The organism is Pseudomonas sp. NPDC089752, from assembly GCF_044748725.1.
GTDB lineage: Bacteria > Pseudomonadota > Gammaproteobacteria > Pseudomonadales > Pseudomonadaceae > Aquipseudomonas.
Map to the genome: position 1 here is coordinate 26,068 of NZ_JBIVGP010000026.1, position 13,104 is coordinate 39,171.

11 protein-coding genes are annotated in these 13,104 nt (G+C 64.4%); 8 read left to right on the plus strand and 3 right to left on the minus strand.

Features of this window, described 5'->3' with window-relative positions:
* The first annotated feature begins 91 nt into the window (after window positions 1-91).
* Window positions 92-1,195 (plus strand): NADH:flavin oxidoreductase, encoded by a 1,104-nt coding sequence (locus ACIPZF_RS25660; protein ID WP_400804740.1) that lies wholly within the window; start codon window positions 92-94, stop codon window positions 1,193-1,195.
* A gap of 156 nt (window positions 1,196-1,351) precedes the next feature.
* On the opposite strand, the gene ACIPZF_RS25665 is transcribed toward ACIPZF_RS25660, so the two are convergent.
* Together ACIPZF_RS25665 and ACIPZF_RS25670 are read right to left on the minus strand one after the other, a co-directional pair.
* A complete protein-coding gene (locus tag ACIPZF_RS25665; protein ID WP_400804743.1) occupies window positions 1,352-2,014 on the minus strand; it encodes a response regulator in 663 nt (220 codons plus the stop codon).
* Window positions 2,011-3,405 (minus strand): ATP-binding protein, encoded by a 1,395-nt coding sequence (locus ACIPZF_RS25670; protein ID WP_400804746.1) that lies wholly within the window; start codon window positions 3,403-3,405, stop codon window positions 2,011-2,013. The genes ACIPZF_RS25665 and ACIPZF_RS25670 overlap by 4 nt, the downstream gene beginning before the upstream one ends.
* 151 nt (window positions 3,406-3,556) lie before the next feature.
* Between ACIPZF_RS25670 and ACIPZF_RS25675 the strand changes: the two genes are divergently transcribed.
* The 4 genes from ACIPZF_RS25675 to ACIPZF_RS25690 are packed head-to-tail and all read left to right on the plus strand — an operon-like array spanning window position 3,557 to window position 9,974.
* The gene (locus ACIPZF_RS25675; protein ID WP_400804749.1) at window positions 3,557-4,741 is read left to right on the plus strand and encodes an efflux RND transporter periplasmic adaptor subunit; all 1,185 of its coding nucleotides are present in this window, start codon (window positions 3,557-3,559) and stop codon (window positions 4,739-4,741) included.
* Between the two features lie 10 nt (window positions 4,742-4,751).
* Entirely contained in the window at window positions 4,752-7,883 is a 3,132-nt protein-coding gene (locus tag ACIPZF_RS25680; RefSeq protein WP_400804751.1) for an efflux RND transporter permease subunit, read from the plus strand.
* Entirely contained in the window at window positions 7,883-9,256 is a 1,374-nt protein-coding gene (locus ACIPZF_RS25685) for an efflux transporter outer membrane subunit (protein WP_400804753.1), read from the plus strand. The genes ACIPZF_RS25680 and ACIPZF_RS25685 overlap by 1 nt, the downstream gene beginning before the upstream one ends.
* 55 nt (window positions 9,257-9,311) lie before the next feature.
* Window positions 9,312-9,974, plus strand: a complete 663-nt coding sequence (locus tag ACIPZF_RS25690; protein WP_400804755.1) for a class I SAM-dependent methyltransferase — start codon at window positions 9,312-9,314, stop codon at window positions 9,972-9,974.
* Here ACIPZF_RS25690 and ACIPZF_RS25695 read toward each other — a convergent pair.
* Window positions 9,951-10,850 carry a hypothetical protein gene (locus tag ACIPZF_RS25695; RefSeq protein WP_400804758.1) on the minus strand — a complete coding sequence of 300 codons (900 nt, stop codon included), beginning with the start codon at window positions 10,848-10,850 and terminating at the stop codon, window positions 9,951-9,953. The genes ACIPZF_RS25690 and ACIPZF_RS25695 overlap by 24 nt on opposite strands.
* Before the next feature lie 228 nt (window positions 10,851-11,078).
* On the opposite strand from ACIPZF_RS25695, the gene ACIPZF_RS25700 reads away from it, so the two are divergent.
* From ACIPZF_RS25700 to ACIPZF_RS25710, 3 genes are all read left to right on the plus strand, one after another.
* Entirely contained in the window at window positions 11,079-11,915 is an 837-nt protein-coding gene (locus ACIPZF_RS25700; protein ID WP_400804761.1) for a bifunctional allantoicase/(S)-ureidoglycine aminohydrolase, read from the plus strand.
* 89 nt (window positions 11,916-12,004) lie between these two features.
* The gene (locus ACIPZF_RS25705) at window positions 12,005-12,604 is read left to right on the plus strand and encodes an START domain-containing protein (RefSeq protein ID WP_400804764.1); all 600 of its coding nucleotides are present in this window, start codon (window positions 12,005-12,007) and stop codon (window positions 12,602-12,604) included.
* A gap of 264 nt (window positions 12,605-12,868) precedes the next feature.
* Window positions 12,869-13,104 (plus strand): hypothetical protein (locus ACIPZF_RS25710; protein WP_400804767.1); only part of this gene is annotated, 236 nt, incomplete at its 3' end.

A 13,104-nucleotide genomic window follows, 5' to 3' on the forward strand; every position in this document is an offset into this window, starting at 1 on the left:
CAGTTAAAGAAGCTTCACGCCCCAACGGATTGGTCTGCACCGTTTGAACCCCTACTCTTCTGGCGCATACAGCACCTCAAGAGGACTCGCAGTGACCAACTCGACTCGCACGATCTTAACACCCCACACTATCAATCGCCTTCCCTTGCGTAACCGCTTGGCCGTCGCACCCATGACCCGCGTCAGCGCCAGCGAAACCGGCCATGCCAGTGCGGCGATGGCGCAGTACTACGCCCGCTTTGCCCAAGGTGGTTTTGCCCTGGTGATCAGCGAAGGGATTTACACCGATCAGCGCCATGCACAGGGTTATCCATTCCAGCCTGGCCTCACCGACACTGAGCAGGCCGCAGCATGGCGGGCAGTTACCGAACGGGTGCACGCTCACCAGGGCGCCATGTTCGCCCAACTGATGCACGCCGGAGCCCTGAGCCAGGGCAATCGCTTCTGCGGGCAATCTGCCGCACCCTCGGCCATTCGCCCCAAAGGTGAGCAGATGCGCTTCTACTACGGTGAAGGCCATTACCACGTGCCCAAAGCGATGAGCGATGAAGAGATCGCAGACGCGATCAAAGGCTTTGCCCAGGCAGCCAAGCGCGCGATCGGCCAGGCCGGTTTCGATGGCCTCGAGATCCATGCAGCCAATGGCTACCTGCTCGACCAGTTTCTGACGGACTACACCAATCAACGGACCGACCGCTGGGGTGGCAGCACGCAGAACCGAATTGCGCTCACCCTTGAAGTGATCAAGGCGGTCAGGGCCGCAGTCGGCAACGCAGTGCCGGTCGGCGTGCGCATTTCGCAGGGCAAGGTCAATGATTTCGGGCACAAATGGGCAAACGGCGAAGCCGATGCCGAGGTGATTTTCGGCGCGCTGGGCGAGTCGGCCGTGGACTTCATTCATACCACCGAATTTGAGGCCTGGCAGCCTGCATTCGGTAACGGCCAGGCAAGCCTGGTGGCCCTGGCGCGTCGCTTTGCACCGCAGGTAACGATCATCGCCAATGGCGGCCTGCAAGATATGGAGCGTGCCGAAAACGCGTTTGCTGATGGAGCCGATGTAATCGCCCTTGGCAAGGCGGCCCTGGCCAATCCGGACTACCCCCAGCGGCTGGCCGGCGGGCTGGCGACTGTCGAATTCGATGGGTCGGTGCTTGCACCGATTGCCGATATCAAGGCCAGTGAACTGGCGCTGTAGTCTGTACCAGCCTCTTCTCAAGGCAAGCCGGATCGCCGGACCGCCGCTCCCACTGAGTATGCGCCGCTCTGAGCGGCGGATAAGTCGCAGCATGGATGCTGCGCCCCCCTTAGTGGGAGCGGCTTCAGCCGCGAAGAGGCCCGCCCAAGCAGTACCTCATTCAAATTCCAGGCTGTAGCCAACCCCGTACACCGACCGCAGCGGGTCATGCCCCGGCGTGATCGCCGTCAGCTTGCGCCGCAGGTTCTTCACATGGCTGTCCACCGTGCGGTCGGCTACCACGCGGTGGTCCTGGTAGATATGGTTCATCAGCTGATCACGCGACAGCACCTGCCCGGGGCGCGCGGCCAGGGCAGCGAGCATGCGAAACTCCACCGGGGTCAGTTCCAGCATCACGCCCTTGTAGCGTGCCTGGAACGCCCGGGCATCCAGCTCCAGCCCGAGGCTCGGCGCCTGGCCCCCATTGCGCCGCAGCACGGCCTTGACCCGGGCGACCAGCTCGCGCGGCGAGAACGGCTTGCAGATGTAATCGTCAGCCCCCAGCTCAAGGCCAAGCAGGCGGTCGATCTCATCGACCCGGGCGGTCATCATGATCAGCGGCAGATGGCTGAAGCTGCGCAGCTCCCGGCAGATGTCCAGGCCGTCACGGCCCGGCAGCATCAGGTCGAGCAGGATCAGCTGGTACTGGGCCTGGCGGATGGCCGGGATCACCGCCAAGCCGTCGGCCAAGTGGTCGACCGTATAACCGCCCGCCCGCAAGTAGTCCGCCACCAATGCGGCGAGCTTGGGCTCATCTTCCACCAGCAGAATCTGGCTCATGCTTGCTCCCCTGCAACTGGCAGCGCCAGAGTCAGCAGCAGCCCGCCCATGGCCGACGGCTTGGCCGTGAGTTTGCCACCGTGCACGTCGGCGATCCCCCGACAAATCGCCAGGCCCAGCCCGGTGCCGCCACTGGCGCGGTTGCGCGAACGCTCGGCGCGGTAAAAGCGTTCGAACAGGCGCGCCAGCGAGGCGCTGTCGACACCGGGGGCGGTATCTTCGCACTGCACCAGCACCCGTTCGCCGTCCTGGAAGGCACGCAGCACGGTGTAACCGCCAGCATCGGTGTAGCGCCGGCTGTTTTCCAGCAGGTTGTGCAGCAACTGGCCCAGGCGCGACTCGTCGCCCTGCACCCACAGTGGCTGCGTCGGCAGCTCCAGGCGCAGGGCCAGGTCGCGTTCGGCGAAGCTTGCGGCAAACGCCTCGGCGACCACCGGCAACAGCACACACAGGTCGATGCGTTCGCGCCGATAGGTAGGGCCACCGACCTCGGCCAAGGACAATTCGAACAGGTCATCGACCAGCTTGCTCAGCGCCCCGACCTCGCCCTGCAACGAACGCAGGGCATTGCCATCGAGCGGGCGGATGCCGTCTTCCATGGCTTCCAGCTCGGCGCGCATCACCGCCAGCGGCGTGCGTAGTTCGTGGGAGATATCGGCCATGAAGTCGCGGCGCAGACGCTCGTTGCTGGCCAGGGTGGCGGCCATGCGGTTGAAGTCACCGGCCAGTTGCCCCGCCTCGTCGGCCGAGCGCACCGGCAACTGGATCGCATAGTCGCCAGCGGCCAGGCGGTGAGTAGCGCTGGCCACTTCGCGGATCGGGCGCAGCAGCGCGCGGCTCAGCCACCAGGCGATCACCGCGGTGGCCAACAGGCAGGCCAGGCCGATCGCCAGGCTGGAGCGCAGCTGGTTGTACTGGAAGCGCTGGTCGCCAACGCTGGTGACCGACTGCAACGGCGCCAGCGCCATCCAGCCGACCACCTGGCCCTGGTGATGGATGGGCCGCAGCAGCATGTCGCTGCTGGCGGGTTGGTAGCCGATGATCGGCTGGCGCTGCGCGTCCAGCAGGGCAAAACGCACGAAAGCGCCGGTGAGGTCGGAAACGGTCAGCAGCCTGGAATCGAAGGTCTTGTCCGGCTGCGCGTCATCCGGGCGCAAAAGCTCGAACCATTGGTCCTTGTCGCGGCGGATGAAGTCCCAGCTGCCATGCCGGGCGTAGGCCTGTTCGACGCGCGGCACGATGCGCTCCATACGTTCCTCGGCCTGCTGGTTGAGGTAACCCAGAAAGCCGTACTTCAAGCTCAGGTAGGCGGCGAACACCATGCCTAGCACGGCGAACGCGCACACCGCGAGCATGGCGCAGAAGAACTTGCTGGACAGGCTGACTTTCATGTAACCGCCGACACACTGGAATTGCCGACATTGAAGCGCGCCACCAACAGCCCCGCAAGGCGCACCGGGCAATCTCCCAGATTTCTGCACATTGGCTGCACATTTGCCGAACACGCTGGCGCCATCGAAATCACTTGGCTCGGAGCCCGCGATGCCTACTTTGTTGCAATCCCTGATGTTGCTTCGCTCGCCCCTGGGGCGCGCGCTGTTGCTGAGTGCCGGCCTGTTCGCCATCAGCGGCTGCCGCGAGGCCGAGACCACCACCGCGCCCGCCCCGCTGCAGGAAGTCGCGGTGTACCACGTGGCCAGCGCGCCCCAGGCCCTGAGCACCACCCTGCCCGGCCGCGCCAATGCGCACCTGATCGCCGAGATCCGCCCGCAGGTGGGCGGTATCATCCAGAAACGCCTGTTCATCGAAGGCGACACGGTCAAGGCCGGCCAGGCGCTGTACCAGATCGACCCGCAGCCCTACCAGGCCACGCTGGCACAAGCCGACGCCACGGTCAGCTCCGCGCGCGCCACGCTCAAGGCCGCTGAACTGAAAGCCAAGCGTGATGCCCAGCTGGTGAAGATCGACGCCATCAGCGCCGAGGACAACGAAAGCGCCCAGGCGGCGCTGCTCCAGGCCCGTGCCAGCCTGCAATCGGCCCAGGCCGCGCAGCACAGCGCGCGCATCAATCTCGGCTACACCCGCATCAACACCCCCATCGACGGCCGTACCGCCACTTCGTCGGTTACCCCCGGCGCGCTGGTCACCGCCGAGCAGTCCACCGTCCTGACCACGGTGCAGCAACTGGACCCGATCTACGTCGACTTCACCCAGCCCAGCAGCACGCTGCTGCGCCTCAAGCGCGAACTGGCCGAAGGCAAGCTGGCACCCAGCGAGCAGCAGGACGCCACGCGCATCAGCCTGCAGCTGGAGGACGGCAGCACCTATGCCCACGAAGGCACGCTCACCTTCAATGGCATGAGCGTCGATGAAAGCACCGGCAGCGTGACCCTGCGCGCCCTGGTGCCCAACCCCGAAGGCCTGTTGCTGCCGGGCATGTATCTCAAGGCCACCCTGCAGGAGGGCGTGCAGACCGACGCCATCCTGGTGCCGCAGCAGGCCGTTAGCCGTGACGAACGCGGTGGCGCCACCGCACTGGTGGTGGTGGACGGCAAAGTACAGCAGCGCGAGCTGACCCTGGCCCGGGCGGTGGGCAACCGCTGGTGGGTCAGCGAGGGCCTGGCCGACGGCGACCAGGTGATCGTGCAGGGCCTGCAGAAGGTCCGCGTCGGCCAACAGGTCCAGGTGCAGGACACCGCCCTGACTGCCCACAACGACAGCTACTGAGGCGTATTACATGGCACGTTTCTTCATCGACCGGCCCATCTTCGCCTGGGTCATCGCGATCCTGGTGATGCTCGGCGGCGGCCTCGCGATCTTCCAGTTGCCGCTCGCGCAGTACCCCAACATCGCGCCGCCGCAGATCACCCTCAGCGCCACCTACACAGGCGCCTCGGCCAAGACCATGGAAGACTCGGTGACCCAGGTCATCGAGCAGCAGATGACCGGCCTCGATGGCCTCACTTACATGTCTTCGAGCAGCAGCTCGGCCGGCAGCGCCAACATCACCCTGACCTTCGAGGCCGGCACCGACATCAACACCGCACAGATGCTGGTACAGACCAAACTGGAACAGGCCAAGGCGCGCCTGCCGGACACGGTGCAGCAGCAGGGCATCAAGATTCGCAACTCGGCCAGCGACTTCCTGATCATCCTCTCGCTGGTGTCGGACAACCCCGAGGTCAACGCCACCGATATCAGCGACTTCATCTCCAGCACGCTGTACGACCAGATCAGCCGGGTCGCCGGCGTTGGCCAGGTGACCACCCTCGGGTCGAGCTACGCCATGCGCATCTGGCTCGACCCAGACAAGCTCAAGCAGTACGCGCTGATGCCGTCAGACGTGAGCAGCGCGCTGCAGGCGCAGAACGTCGACACCTCGGCCGGCCAGCTCGGCGCCCTGCCCGCCCGCGCCGGCCAGCAGCTCAACGCCACCATCAGTGCCCGCAGCAAACTGCAGACGGCCGCGCAGTTCCGCCAGCTGGTGCTCAAGTACGCGAGCTCCGGCGCGGTGGTGACCCTGGCCGACGTGGCGCGGGTGGAGCTGGGCAGCGAAAGCTACGACGTGGTCTCCGAGCACAATGGCCGGCCTTCCGGCGGCCTGGCCGTGAGCCTGGCCACCGGTGCCAACGCCCTGGACGTGGCCGAGGCGGTGCAGGCCAAGCTCGGCGAGCTGGAACAGTTCTTCCCCAGCAACCTGCAGTTGCACAGCGAAGTGGCCTACAACACCGCGCCGTTCGTGAAGATCTCCATCGAAGAAGTGGTCAAGACCCTGTTCGAGGCCATCGCCCTGGTAGTGCTGATCATGTACCTGTTCATGCAGAACCTACGCGCCACGCTGATCCCGGCGATTGCCGTACCGGTCGTACTGCTGGGTACGTTTGGCGTGCTGGCCCTGCTGGGTTATTCGATCAATACCCTGACGATGTTCGGCATGGTGTTGGCCATCGGCTTGCTGGTGGACGACGCCATCGTGGTGGTGGAGAACGTCGAACGCATCATGGCCGAAAAGGGCCTGTCACCGCGCGAGGCGACGCGCCAGTCCATGGGCGAAATCAGCGGTGCGCTGATCGGCATCGCCGTGGTGCTGTCGGCGGTGTTCGTGCCCATGGCGTTCTTCGGCGGCTCGACCGGGGTGATCTACCGGCAGTTCTCGGTGACCATGGTCGCGGCCATGGCGCTTTCGGTGCTGATGGCGATGACCTTGACCCCAGCGCTATGCGCCACCCTGCTCAAGCCGGTGACGGCCCACGGCAAACCTGCAGGTGGTTTCTTCGGCTGGTTCAACCGAACCTTCGAGCGCACCTCGCTGGCTTACCAGCAGGCCGTCGGCACGGTGCTGATGCAGCCGTTGCGTGGCCTGCTGGTGTACGCGCTGGTGCTCGGCGGCGTCGCGTTGATGTTCCAGAAACTGCCCAGCGCGTTCTTGCCCGAGGAAGACCAGGGCATGCTGATGATGCAGATGACCCTGCCCGTGGGCGGTACCGACGAGCGCCTGCAGGCAGTCAGCCACCAGGTGCAAGACTACATGCTGCAGCAACCGGAAGTGGCTTCGCTGCTGACCGTGCGCGGCCTCGGCAATGGCGGCAACGCCCAGAACGCCGGCCGCGGCTTCGTCAAACTGAAAGACTGGAGCGAACGCCAAGGTGACGCACACAGCGCCGCCGCCGTGGCGCGGCGGGCCAACATGGCGCTGTCGAAAATCCTTGATGCCAACGTCTTCGTCATCGCCCCGCCAGCCATCCAGGGGCTGGGCCAAAGTTCCGGTTTCGACGTGCAACTGCAGGACCTTGCCGGCCTCGGCCATGCCGAGCTGCTCAAGGCACGCGACCAGTTCATCGCCCTCGCCGGCCAAGACCCGCGCCTGGCCAACGTCCGCGCCCAGGGCCTGGAAGATACTCCGCAACTGAACGTCGCCATCGACGACCGCAAGGCCGGCGCCATGGGTGTTTCGGCCAGCGACATCAACGACACCCTGAGCACGGTGATGGGCGGCAGCTACGTCAATGACTTCCTCGATGCCGGGCGGGTCAAGAAGGTCTACCTGCAAGGCGAGGCCGACCAGCGCATGCAGGCCGAAGACATCGGCGCCTGGTACGTGCGTAACGACAGCGACGCGATGGTGCCGCTGTCGGCCTTCACCAGCACCTATTGGAGCACTGCTTCGCCACTGCTGGAGCGCTTCAATGGTTTCGGTTCGTACGAGCTGGTCGGCGAACCGGCAAACGGGGTCAGCTCCGGTGAAGCCATGGCGGCGGTCGAACAGATCATGGCGCAACTGCCCGAAGGCATCGGCTATGCCTGGGCCGGGCAGTCGTACCAGGAACGCCTGGCCGGCAATCAGGCACCGCTGTTATATGCCATCTCGATCCTGTTCGTGTTCCTGTGCCTGGCCGCCTTGTACGAGAGCTGGTCGGTGCCGTTCGCAGTGATGCTGGTGGTGCCGGTGGGCATCCTTGGCGCACTGCTGCTGACGGGCCTGCGAGGGCTGTCCAACGATGTGTACTTCCAGGTTGGCTTGCTGACCACCGTGGGCCTGGCGGCGAAGAACGCGATCCTGATCGTCGAATTCGCCAAGGAAGGCTACGAACGCGGCCAGGACCTGCTGAGCGCCACCCTGGACGCAGTGCGCATCCGCCTGCGCCCGGTACTGATGACCTCGCTGGCGTTCATCCTCGGCGTACTGCCCCTGGCCTTGAGCAGCGGCGCGGGCGCCGGCGGGCGTCAGGCGATCGGCACCGGCGTGCTCGGCGGCATGCTCGCCGCGACCGTGCTCGGCCTGTTCTTCATCCCCTTGTTCTATGTGCTGGTGCAACGCCTGGCTGGCCGTCGCTCGGTCGGCGTCGATAGCGTTGCAGGAGAAGCCTGATGCGTCTGTCCCCTGTTCTACTGGCGCTGGCCCTGACCGGCTGCGTCAACCTGGCCCCCGACTACCAGCGCCCGACGGCACCGGTGGCCGAGCAGTGGCCAACCCCTACCCGCGCCAGCAACACCGGCGCGGATATCAGCTGGCAAACGCTGTTCGTCGACGTCCGCCTGCGCGACACCGTGGCCCTGGCGCTGGCCAACAACCGCGACCTGCGGGTGGCGGCGTTGAACGTCGAATACCAGCGCGCGCAATACCGCATACAGCGCGCCGCGCTGTTCCCGGCGCTCTCGGCCACTGCTGACGGCACCCGCCAGCGTGCGCTGTCCAGTGGCAGCACGGCGGTCAGCAGCCAATACAGTGTGGGCTTGGGCATCAGCAGCTACGAGCTGGATTTGTTCGGGCGGTTGGGCAACCTCAAGGACGCCGCCCTGGAAGACTACCTGGCACTGGAGCAGACCCGCCGCAGCACGCAAATCAGCCTGGTGGCCGAGGTGGCCAGCGCCTGGATGACCCTGGCCGCCGACCAGCAACTGCTCAAGCTGGCCAACGACACGTACGCCAGCCAACAGAAGACCTACGCGCTGGTAACACAGAGCCACAGCCTGGGCGGCGAATCCGGAGTGAGCCTGGCCCAGGCGCGCAGCACCGTGGAATCGGCCCGCGCCGATGCGGCGAACTATGCCAGCCAGGTCGAGCAGGACCGCAACGCCCTGGAACTGCTGGTCGCCCAGCGTTTGCAAGACGCCCAACTGCCAGGCGCCACCCCGCTGGATGCGGCGCTGCTGGTCAGCGTACCGGCGGGCCTGCCCTCGACCTTGCTGCAGCGCCGCCCAGACGTGCTCGCCGCCGAGCACACGCTCAAAGCGGCCAACGCCGATATCGGCGCGGCGCGGGCGGCGTTCTTCCCAAGCGTCACTCTGACCGCCACGGGCGGCAGCGCCAGCAGCGAACTGTCCGGGTTGTTCAAGTCAGGCAGCGCGGCCTGGAGCTTCGCGCCGTCGATCAATCTGCCGATCTTCAACGCCGGCAGCAACCGCGCCAGCCTCGATGCGGCCAAGGTCAGTCGCGAGATCGAAGTGGCCACGTACGAGAAAACCCTGCAGACCGCCTTCAGCGAAGTCGCCGACGCCCTCGCCGTGCGCGCCCACGTCAACGAACGGCTCGATGCCCAACGCAGCCTGAGCGATGCCACCCGCACCAGCTATGACTTGTCGCTGGCCCTGTACAAGCAGGGCTCGAACAGTTTCCTCGACGTGCTCGACGCACAGCGCTCGCTGTATTCGGCGCAGCAGGGGCTGATCAGTCTGCAGTTGGCTGAGCAGCTGAACCGGGTGACGCTGTACAAGACGCTTGGGGGTGGCTGGCAAGGGTAGCGGGCGCTGCTTCGGGCCATCTATGCTTGAGGCAACGCTATGAACGGAGGCCGTCATGCCCTCACCCGAAGCCGACCTGCTGCAAAGCTGGCAGCTCAATGCCAAGGCCTGGATCGAAGCCGTACGTGGCGGCGCCATTGAAAGCCGGCAGCAAGTTACCGACCAGGCCATCGTCTTGGCTGCCATGAGTCGCCAGCCCGAGCGTGCACTGGACCTAGGCTGCGGTGAAGGGTGGCTGCTGCGTGCCCTGGCTGATCGTGGTATCGACGTCACCGGCGTGGACGGCGATGCATCGCTGGTGGAAGCCGCAAGGGCAGCCGGGTCATCGAGGGTGCATCACGCCAGTTATGAGCAGCTGGTCAACAGCGAAATCGATATTGGCGCTGGCTACGACCTGATCTGCGCCAACTTCGCCTTGCTGCAGCAGGACATCATCCCGTTGCTGGCAGCGATGAAAGCGCTGTTGGTGCCAGGTGGCGCTTTGCTGATCCAGACCCTGCATCCCTGGAGCGTGGCAGATGGGGATTATCAGGATGGCTGGCGCGAAGAAGCGTTTGCCGGGTTTGCTGGCCAGTGGCAGCCGATGCCGTGGTATTTCCGCACACTGGCCAGTTGGTTGAATGCGCTGGACATGGCGGGGTTGCGCTTGGTGAGCTTGCAAGAGCCGCAGCATCCGCAGAGTGCGGTGCCGCAGTCATTGTTGCTGATGGCTGAATAGAAGTTCCCCAGTGCGGGCCTCGGCGGGTGGGGTCAGGCGCAGCACGCGGTTGCGGCCGCCTTCGGCCAGCAGGTAACCCCCCTTCCCGTCTGCCACGATCGACTGGGGCGCCTTGAGGAAGGTCAGTACGGTGTGCTGCGTGCCATCGGCATCGACCCGTAGCAGGCGGGCGCGGTGCGTGTTGTCTTCGCTGATCCACAACCCCCGCTGGTCGCACATCAGGAATGTGGGATGACGCAAGCCCTCGACCACCACCGGGTCCTGGCCATCGTCGGACAACGCGCGGACTTTGCCGGTGCCTTTTTCGGTGTATAGCAGGCGGCCATCGGCGCACCGGGTCAGGCCCTCGGTTTCGGTCAGGCCCGAGCGCAACACCTCCAGCTGGCCGCTGGCCCACTGGTAACGCATCAGCCGGCCGTTGCCATTGCGGTCCTCGATGGCGTACAGGTAGTCACCATCGTTCCACAACCCCTGCACACTCTCGCCATCGAACAGATGGCTTACCTGCCCATCGCGCGACAGGCTGACCGGTGCGTGGCCCCCTTCCTGGCTGAACACCCAACCGCCCTGGGCCGCGACCATGCCATCGGGCTTGGACAGGTTGTCGATCAACACCACGCGCTCGCCCTGTGCGGTGATCTTCAGGATGCTGCCGTGGCCGTCGTCCAGCTCGCGGCTGACCAGCAGGCTGCCATCGGCCTGAGGCAGTAGCGAGGCGGCCTTGGCCACGTCACGGTGCAGTACTTCGACATCCCAGCCATTGCTCGCCTGGACCGGGTAGAAACTTTGCCAAGCGAAAAAGCCGAGGGTGGCAGAGAGCAGTGCGCAGGTTGATACAAGGGCGATGCGCGGGCCGCGCTGGCGCAGGATGGGCATGAAAGGGAGGCTCCTCGGAATTGCGAGGAATCCTAGCAATGGGATGTGAAAAAATTGTCAACCATGAATCACCATTACAAAAAACGCATTCAGCAAGCAAATACCGGGTATTTCAACATTTAATTTGTGGATACCAGGGGCTGACCCCTATGCTGTCCATGCATCCCCTGCACGCACCGGCCGGTGTGGTCCAAGGCACGGGGAGAGAACAACAAGTCGAGATCGTTCATGTCGAATCACTCCTACTTCGCCCCCCACGGTGGGCACCCGGCTCAAACCGAGCTGCTGACTGACCGTGCCATGTTCACTGAAGCCTATGCCGTCATCCCCAAAGGCGTGATGCGTGACATCGTCACCAGCCACCTGCCGTTCTGGGACAAGATGCGCATGTGGGTCATCGCCCGCCCGCTGACCGGTTTTGCCGAAACGTTCTCCCAGTACATCGTCGAAGTGGCCCCGGAAGGCGGCAGCGAGCGCCCTGAGCTGGACCCCAACGCTGAAGCGGTGGTGTTCGTCGTCGAAGGCGAAATCGACATCACCGTCGAAGGCAAGCACCACACGCTGGGCCAGGGCGGCTACGCCTTCCTCGCTCCAGGTGCCGAGTGGAGCCTGCGCAACAACAGCAAGTCCAACGTCACCTTCCACTGGCTGCGCAAGCACTACCAGAAGGTCGAAGGCCTGGAGATCCCCGAGTCGTTCGTTACCCACCGCGACAACGCCACCGTCATCGAAATGCCGGGCACCGAAGGCCGCTGGAAAACCACGCGCTTCGTCGACATGGCCGACATGCGCCACGACATGCACGTCAACATCGTCACCTTCCAGCCTGGCGGCGTGATTCCGTTCGCTGAAACCCACGTCATGGAGCACGGCCTGTACGTGCTGGAAGGCAAAGCCGTATACCGCCTGAACCAGGACTGGGTCGAAGTGGAAGCCGGCGATTTCATGTGGCTGCGCGCCTTCTGCCCGCAAGCCTGCTACGCCGGCGGCCCAGGCAACTTCAGCTACCTGTTGTACAAGGACGTGAACCGTCACGTGCACTTGACGCTGAATCCACAGCGCTAAGCCCTGACTGCTTTATCGAAGCCCGCCATCTGGCGGGCTTCGTTTTTGCCGCGCATACTCACAAACTTACCTTCCGCGCGGTGCTCGCCATGAACCGCTGCCTGTTGATTGCCACCGTGCTGTTATGTACCTGCGTCCACGCCGACGACGACTGGAACCTGGCCTACGACCGCGAAGGCATTCGCGTCTACCTGCGCGCTGCCGGTGACTCGCCCTACCAGCAGTTCCGTGGTGTAAGCACCATGAAAGCCAACGTACGCACCCTCACCGACTTGCAGGAAAACCTGCGCGTGGCCTGCAAGTGGCTGTATGCCTGCGAGCAGATGCGCTTGCTGGAAGTCGACGGCGACAGCACCTGGGTCTACCTGACCACCAACCTGCCCTGGCCCACCCTGCCACGGGACATGGTCCTCAAAGTCACCAGCGAACGCCTGGACGATGGCACGCTGGTGCGTCACCTGAGTGCCGACCCCGGAAAGCTCCCAGAGCAGGCGGGACTCATCCGCGTGCAGCGCCTGAGCGGCGAGTGGATCATGAAACCCTTGGGCGAGCGTGAGACCGAAGTTACCTATCAGCTGCAGGCCGACCCGGCTGGCGATGTCCCGGGGTGGCTGGCCAACCGCTTCGTGGTGGATGCGCCGGTGGTCACGCTGAGAACTCTGCGTGCGGTGGCCGAACGGCAACATTGAGCGATTTCCAGCGCCTCATTCAAAATTACTTCCAACAGAGCCCGGTAAAGTACTGGTGAACTTCACCTGCAACGCCAATTACGGAAAAGTACGCGCGCCGGGGCAGGCACCTATCATTTTTATCAGGTTACAGCATGAACAATACTCGGCAAGCTTAGCTCACAACGGCCATGCCCTGACCGGGCCGAATGGAGTTCCATGAACCAGAGTGGAATGTGCGTCAACCACAATACCCCGACAGTTATCGTCCGGGAAAATCGGGGCATGGACATCCGCGATATCGCCTTCCACCGTCATCCCGGCAATCTGACTGAAACCCAGATTCGTCTGACCCGTCACCATTTCACCGTCCATGGGTTTCTGAAGCAGAGTATAGATCCGCGACTTGCCGATGCGGGCCTGGCGAACTTCATCTACCACACAGACCTGCAGGGCAATACCCTGCACACCCGTAGCGCAGATGCGGGGACATCCGCCAGTCTGAACGATACCGCTGGCCG

What these genes read in the sequence shown, in the direction of transcription:
- ACIPZF_RS25665 (WP_400804743.1), bottom strand. Translation starts at nt 2,014, where the DNA reads ATGAGCCAGATTCTGCTGGTGGAAGATGAGCCCAAGCTCGCCGCATTG.
- ACIPZF_RS25670 (WP_400804746.1), bottom strand. Translation starts at nt 3,405, where the DNA reads ATGAAAGTCAGCCTGTCCAGCAAGTTCTTCTGCGCCATGCTCGCGGTG.
- ACIPZF_RS25675 (WP_400804749.1), top strand. Translation starts at nt 3,557, where the DNA reads ATGCCTACTTTGTTGCAATCCCTGATGTTGCTTCGCTCGCCCCTGGGG.
- ACIPZF_RS25680 (WP_400804751.1), top strand. Translation starts at nt 4,752, where the DNA reads ATGGCACGTTTCTTCATCGACCGGCCCATCTTCGCCTGGGTCATCGCG.
- ACIPZF_RS25685 (WP_400804753.1), top strand. Translation starts at nt 7,883, where the DNA reads ATGCGTCTGTCCCCTGTTCTACTGGCGCTGGCCCTGACCGGCTGCGTC.
- ACIPZF_RS25690 (WP_400804755.1), top strand. Translation starts at nt 9,312, where the DNA reads ATGCCCTCACCCGAAGCCGACCTGCTGCAAAGCTGGCAGCTCAATGCC.
- ACIPZF_RS25695 (WP_400804758.1), bottom strand. Translation starts at nt 10,850, where the DNA reads ATGCCCATCCTGCGCCAGCGCGGCCCGCGCATCGCCCTTGTATCAACC.
- ACIPZF_RS25700 (WP_400804761.1), top strand. Translation starts at nt 11,079, where the DNA reads ATGTCGAATCACTCCTACTTCGCCCCCCACGGTGGGCACCCGGCTCAA.
- ACIPZF_RS25705 (WP_400804764.1), top strand. Translation starts at nt 12,005, where the DNA reads ATGAACCGCTGCCTGTTGATTGCCACCGTGCTGTTATGTACCTGCGTC.